The sequence below is a fragment of the Pontiella sp. genome (assembly GCF_041622395.1).
Taxonomy (GTDB): domain Bacteria; phylum Verrucomicrobiota; class Kiritimatiellia; order Kiritimatiellales; family Pontiellaceae; genus Pontiella.
The window spans coordinates 1-3,324 of record NZ_JBFJYW010000368.1; the positions used below are offsets into that span (position 1 = coordinate 1).

Genomic DNA, 3,324 nt, shown 5'->3' on the forward strand with positions numbered 1-3,324 from the left:
CGAGGCCCTCGGCGGTCAGCGCAAGCCATTCGGATGAATTGCCATAGTCGCGGGCGAGGTAGCGGACGATGCGACGGAGGATTTCCTTGTTGTCCTCTTCGTTGATGTCGGAGCCGGGGCCGTTGTTCCACATCGGCTGGCGGTCGAAGATGGCAATCACGTTGCCGTTTCCGACGCGGCAGTGGGCCACGGCCGCCCAGACGGGCGAGGCAATCGATATGCCGCGCGGATCGATGGCGAGGGTTTTGCTTTCGTAGATTCTGTGGGCATCGTCGAGCGGGATCAGGGCCTCGGCACTGCCGGCCGGATCGATGGCCACCGGCGAGACGCCTTCGCCTTCAAAGACGGGGTGGTCCCAAATGATGGGGTTGGGTGCATTGGTGGAGGCGGTATACGAGCGGACCCCGCCGCCCTGATCCACCGACACCTGCATGCCGTAGCTGGAGAGAATGGCGTTCACGGCGTTTTGCCCGACGGGGTTGTTGATGCCGACGACATTGTATTTCCCGCCGGCGGCAGAGTCGCTGTACATCAGGATGCCGCCGCCGGCGCGGATCCAAAGGTCGAGTGCGCTCTTCTCGGCGGTCGACCAGACTTTCTGGTGCAGGCCGAAGACGATCGCATCGAATTGGTCGAGAAATCCGGCGTTCAGCGTGGTGGTCTGGTCGTAGTGCTGGGAAATCGCATAGCCCTGCGCCTCGACCATGGCCTTGAACTGGGAGCACCCCTTGTTCCCGGTGTCGGTCAGCAGCATCTGGTCGTAGGGCGCTGCGGTTCCGGAGGGGATGGACCCATCTTCGGCCACATCGCCATGGATATAGGCCACGGTTTTGGCGGGAAGCGTTTGCGCCCCCATCAGGTACCCTCCGCAACACAGCAAATAGAGCATCCGTTTCATTTCCGGATGATACCCTTTGTTCGGGTTTATTCAAGAATCAGGCTCGGTTTCGTTTGCCGGTCCCGCCGTGAAAATGCTGTTATTCCCCGGTTGCAATAAACGGGCGAAATGATAGGTTTGCGCCCGCTTTTAAAGAAAAGGAGTTCTCGCATGATAGAACCAGGAAGTACTTATGTCGTAATGGGCCTGCTGAATACCGACTCGATCGCGTATGCCGCAGGCAAGATGCTCACGGAGATGGGGGGCAATGTAATCTACACCGTTCAGAGCGAACGCATGAAGCGCATCTTTTTCGATCGCAGCCCCGACCTGACCCAGGAAGAGAAAGACGCGATGCGCTTCGAATATTGCGACGTCACCGTCGAAAACGAAGTCCGCAACCTCTTCGCCAAGACCGGCCCGATCAACGGGGTGCTGCATTCCATCGGATTCGCCAACCCGAAAACCTGCCTGGGCGACTCCATGTATACCTCCGCCTACGAAGACATCAAGCAAGCCTTCCACATCAGCTGCGCGTCGTTGTCGACGGTTTCCCATTTTGCGCTGGAGCAGATGGAAAAAGGGGGCTCGATCGTTACGCTTTCGTTCGAATCGCAACTGGCGTTCCCGTACTACAACTGGATGGGCGTCAACAAGGCCGCCCTCGAAGCACTGGTCCGCGCACTGGCCCGCGAATATGGCCGCGAGCATGTCCGCGTGAACGCCATCTCCGCCGGACCGCTGGCCACCAAGGCCGCCAAGTCGATCCCGCACTTTGCGCATCTCGCCAAAACCTGGCGCCAGATCAGTCCGTTGCCGTGGGACGTCGTCAACGACAAGGCGGAAGTCGCCAACGCGGTGGTCTTCATGCTGGGTAAATATTCCAAGAAGATCACCGGCCAGACGATCTACGTCGACGGGGGCGCGAACAACATGGGCGGCATGTTGCTGCCCCGCGAGAAGCCGCTGAAGAGTTCGCCCGCGAAACGGGCCGCCAAGAAGAAACAGGAAGCGCAGGAGCGTCTCGAACGCATGCGCGCATTGCAGAAGTCGCAAAAACAGTAGACGCGGCGAGTTAAGGAGTGAGGCGTGATTCGGTTCACGTCTCACTTTTCACGTATTAGGGGAAAAACATGGGACTGAGTGTAGGCATTGTCGGGCTTCCGAACGTCGGGAAATCCACCATATTCAACGCATTGACGCGCCAGCAGAAGGCCGAGGCGGCGAACTATCCGTTCTGCACCATCGAGCCGAACAAGGCCGTCGTGCCCGTGCCCGACAAACGCCTCGACAAGCTCGGCGAGATCGCCAAGTCGCAGCGGGTGATCCATGCCACGGTCGATTTCGTCGATATCGCCGGGCTCGTCAAGGGCGCCAGCCAGGGCGAAGGACTCGGCAACAAGTTCCTCACCAACATCCGCGAAACCGATGCCATCCTGCAGGTGGTCCGCTGCTTCGACGACGGCAACGTCGTCCACGTCGATGGCTCGATCGATCCGATCCGCGACATTGAAATCATCGAGGCCGAGCTGATCATGGCCGACTTCCAGATGATGGAAAACCGGCTCGGCCGCGTGCAGAAAGCCGCCCGCGCCGACAAGGCGATTGCCGCGACGCTGCCGACTTTCGAGGCGCTGCTGAACCATCTGGGTGCCGGCAACATGGCCTACAAGTTCAAGGAGAAGGATTCCGACCAGGGCCGGGCGGTCTTCAAGGAAATGCAGTTCCTGACCGACAAGAAGGTCATCTACTGCTGCAACGTGGATGAGGACGGGCTGCTCGAAGACAACGACTATGTAAAATCCGTCAAGGCCTACGCCGCCGAACGGGAAGCGGATGTCGTTAAGATTTGCGCCAAGATGGAAGAGGATCTCAACGGCATGTCCGACGAGGAGCGCGACGAGTTCCTGAAGGAATACGGGGTTGCGGAAAGCGGCCTCGACCAGATCATCCACACGGGCTACCACACCCTCGGCCTCATCAGCTACCTGACGCAGGGCCCGAAGGAAACCCGCGCCTGGACCATCCACCGCGGCGATACCGCCCCCAAAGCGGCGGGCGTCATCCATTCCGATTTCGAGCGCGGCTTCATCCGCGCCCAGGTCATGTCGTACGACGACTATGTCGCAAAGGGCGGCGAAGCCGGATGCCGCGATGCGGGCCTGTTGCGCACCGAAGGCAAGGAATATATCGTCAAGGACGGCGATGTCATCGAATTCCTGTTCAACGTGTAAACGGGGGAAAGGGCGGGCGGTCTATGCCGCCCCGCCCCGATTCGCCGCTATTTCCAATCGTCGAAGGCGTCCGCGCCTTTTTGGGTCACGTCGCCGCGGCCGTTTTCGGTGATCAGTTTTCCGTCTTCGTCGATGATGACGAGTTTCGGGATTCCGCTCACGTTGTATTTCTTGGCGAGGTTGCCTTTATGGTCGTCGCCGAACGGCAGCGCC

At 59.7% G+C, this 3,324-nt stretch carries 4 protein-coding genes; 2 read left to right on the forward strand and 2 right to left on the reverse strand.

Annotated features, from left to right (window positions below; all coding sequences use genetic code 11):
- The coding region (locus ABYO54_RS15565) for a hypothetical protein (protein ID WP_372809151.1) at nucleotides 1–898 on the reverse strand (898 nt) is incomplete at its 3' end.
- 150 nt (nucleotides 899–1,048) lie between these two features.
- Between ABYO54_RS15565 and ABYO54_RS15570 the strand changes: the two genes are divergently transcribed.
- Nucleotides 1,049–1,942, forward strand: a complete 894-nt coding sequence (locus ABYO54_RS15570) for an enoyl-ACP reductase (RefSeq protein ID WP_372809152.1) — start codon at nucleotides 1,049–1,051, stop codon at nucleotides 1,940–1,942.
- 68 nt (nucleotides 1,943–2,010) lie between these two features.
- Entirely contained in the window at nucleotides 2,011–3,111 is a 1,101-nt protein-coding gene (ychF, locus tag ABYO54_RS15575; protein WP_372809153.1) for a redox-regulated ATPase YchF, read from the forward strand.
- 47 nt (nucleotides 3,112–3,158) lie between these two features.
- On the opposite strand, the gene ABYO54_RS15580 is transcribed toward ychF, so the two are convergent.
- Nucleotides 3,159–3,320 carry a thioredoxin-like domain-containing protein gene (locus ABYO54_RS15580; protein WP_372809154.1) on the reverse strand — a complete coding sequence of 54 codons (162 nt, stop codon included), beginning with the start codon at nucleotides 3,318–3,320 and terminating at the stop codon, nucleotides 3,159–3,161.
- Between the last annotated feature and the right edge of the window lie 4 nt (nucleotides 3,321–3,324).